The following is a 2,667-nucleotide window of genomic DNA, read 5'->3' as shown; positions in this document are numbered from 1 at the left end:
GAAGTGGGGAGCACCATAAAGAAACTAAATTTTAAAACACTTAATATTGTAACTTGGGTGAAAACTGATCCACCACCAAATTTATCAGGTAGAATGTTTACTCATTCATCGGAATTTATTATTTGGGCAAAAAAATTCCCCTCTAGCAAACAAATATTTAATTTAGAACAAATGTCAAAGATGAATGACGGGAAACCAATGACAGACTTATGGGTTTTACCACATGTGTCCCAAATCGAGAAAAATTTTGGTTATCACCCAACCCAAAAACCAATTAAGTTATTACAAAGAATAATTTTAAGTTGTACCAGAGAAGGTGACTTGATTCTCGACCCATTCAGTGGGAGTGGAACCACTGCAGTTACATCAATACAGACGAACAGAAAATTTATTGCGATTGAGAATAATGAAAAATTCTTTGAGATAAGTAAGAAAAGGCTTAATTATTTCTCGGATAAATATCAAAACTAAAATTGAATTTGTATAAAATATAAATATAAAAAAGCATTTGGATATTGTCTCGTTTAGATTATCTATAAGGATATGGTAGGCCCAAAAATTCTAGAGAAATTTCATTAAAGAAATAGTTGCAACCTACTGATTCAATATAGTCTAATACATCATTATAACATTGTTGTTTATACCAATCATTTAAAATATATGTGTATTGGGGCTCAATTCCTAAGGGTTTTAATAGTTTGGTATACTGTTTCTTTTTAAAATCACAGGTTTGTAATTTTTCATCAACCGAACCTGCACTACTTTGAAACTTCATTTCAATAATGTGTAAAACATTGGAACTATATACGTAAATTGCTTCATCTGGTAATAACTTTTTTGAAATAATTATTTTCCAATTTAAATCTCTTTTATCTAGAAACTCCTTATACAATTTATTTTTTCCTACTAGTAAAGCAACTAATTGTCCATTAAAGTAAATTTGGTCACCCTGAACTTTATAGCCTTTAATTTCTTCTAACACTTTCCTAAAATCTAATCTTTGCTCGAATACTAAACCGGTTTTTGTAGATGATCCTCCAATGCCGCCTTTTATCATCTCTGCTCCCCCGTTAATAATGGTTTTTTATAATTTTGTTATAAAAGTATATTTTTAAGAAAAGAAGTTCTTACATAAAAAGCCCGACTAGTACTACCATGACCTGCTCCTTTTGTTCGTGGCTGCACAATTTTTCCCATTTTTCCTGTTAATGAACCAAAACCTTTTGTTATAATCGCATGTCTTACAATCTCGTAATCTTCTTCAATTTGATTGTAAATTTCTTTATTGGTCAAATCAAACATGTACGCGTTATGTAACAATGAACGAGATTCCTCTACGTTTTCCCAAATTCTTGCAACTATAACGACTTTATTTAATTTTGTTTTGAGATGACTATTTTTAAAATCCTTTTCTCTAACATCTTCAGGATTTATCATTGTCACTGCCATGGTTTCCTTAACAGCTAATCTTCCTGTTTTTAAGTATTTTAGTGGTACAACTTTTAATTCCCAATCACCAAAATCTGGATCAGAGGATGAATTTAGTGGGAGCCCTAAATGTTTTTCAATAACATGGCCGGCCCAACCTTTGTTTTTTTTCTCATCCTTAAATACAGTTACACCATGGAATTTTGCTTGTTCTCTTAAATCTTTTCCTTTTAGTTCCAATATTTTTTCTAACGCTATTTCTCTTTCTAAATAAAGGTCCATTTTGTATCTCCTCAATTATTCTTTTATATACTTGAATAAATCGATTACCGGAATATTTAATGACTCTGCAATATCAAATAAGAGCTCTAATGAAAAGGATTTTTCAGTATTAGGTGCTTCGATCTTGCTTAAATAACTCATACTTATTCCTAAATTTTCAGCTAGCTCTTTTTGAGTGATATTTTTTGTATTTCTCGCTTCCTTGATAGCTATAGATATTTGGTTGTATTTATTGATATGCTTTGAAGTCATTAATTTCACCTCAATAAATATTTTACAGTAAAAGGTTCCTATTATTATTTCACTTATAGTGAAACTTATGATATTATAGAACTACAAAACATATGTTCTGTTTTATTTAGTTGCAACAAAAAGACTTTTTAATGGTAAAATATAATGGCATTGTAAATGGAGGTTATATTTATGAACGTAGGAGTAGAAGAAGCAGCAGCAAAGCCTTTTTTGAAATGGGCTGGGGGTAAAACACAGTTATTACCTGTTATTAATAGATATTTACCAAAGGAATTAAAGGAAGGAAAAATAAAACGTTACATTGAACCATTCGTTGGAAGCGGTGCAGTTTTATTTTATTTGCTGCAGAATTATAATATTGAAGAAGCATTGATATGGGATATTAACCCTGAGTTAATCACTGTTTATGAGGTAATAAAGAATTATGAAGGTGTAGAAAAGCTAATAGATCTTCTTAGAGAAAAAGAAATTGAGTTTTTACGATTAGAAAAAGAGGAACGAAAGAATTATTATATAAATATTAGGAATGAATTTAATAGGAATTTAAATGGCTTTGATTTTAGGAATTTCGGGGACCATAAAATTGAAAGAGCTGCACAATTTTTATTTTTAAACAAAACATGTTTTAATGGTCTTTTTAGAGTAAATAAAAAGGGGCATTATAATGTTCCAATGGGCGATTATAAAAATCCAACTATTTGTAAT

At 29.9% G+C, this 2,667-nt stretch carries 5 protein-coding genes; 2 read left to right on the top strand and 3 right to left on the bottom strand.

Annotated elements, in window-relative coordinates; genetic code table 11:
• A partial coding sequence (locus V7161_RS27455) for a DNA-methyltransferase (protein ID WP_335715973.1) occupies nt 1–471 on the top strand: 471 nt, incomplete at its 5' end.
• Between the two features lie 58 nt (nt 472–529).
• Here the strand turns inward: V7161_RS27455 and V7161_RS27450 are convergent.
• From V7161_RS27450 to V7161_RS27440, 3 genes are read right to left on the bottom strand one after another with little or no spacing between them, the layout of a single operon-like run.
• Complete coding sequence (locus tag V7161_RS27450) at nt 530–1,057, bottom strand: hypothetical protein (protein ID WP_335715972.1); 528 nt, start codon at nt 1,055–1,057, stop codon at nt 530–532.
• 38 nt (nt 1,058–1,095) lie between these two features.
• The gene (locus V7161_RS27445; RefSeq protein WP_335715971.1) at nt 1,096–1,710 is read right to left on the bottom strand and encodes an MvaI/BcnI family restriction endonuclease; all 615 of its coding nucleotides are present in this window, start codon (nt 1,708–1,710) and stop codon (nt 1,096–1,098) included.
• A 15-nt stretch (nt 1,711–1,725) separates the two neighbouring features.
• Complete coding sequence (locus tag V7161_RS27440) at nt 1,726–1,962, bottom strand: helix-turn-helix domain-containing protein (RefSeq protein ID WP_335715970.1); 237 nt, start codon at nt 1,960–1,962, stop codon at nt 1,726–1,728.
• Nucleotides 1,963–2,133: 171 nt separating this feature from the next.
• Between V7161_RS27440 and V7161_RS27435 the strand changes: the two genes are divergently transcribed.
• Nucleotides 2,134–2,667, top strand: a 534-nt coding sequence (locus V7161_RS27435) for a DNA adenine methylase (protein ID WP_335715969.1), incomplete at its 3' end; no start/stop codon positions are given.

This window comes from Neobacillus drentensis (assembly GCF_036965425.1).
GTDB classification, from domain to species: Bacteria; Bacillota; Bacilli; order Bacillales; family Cytobacillaceae; genus Neobacillus; species Neobacillus drentensis_F.
This window is presented reverse-complemented; position numbering and strand designations above follow the sequence as displayed.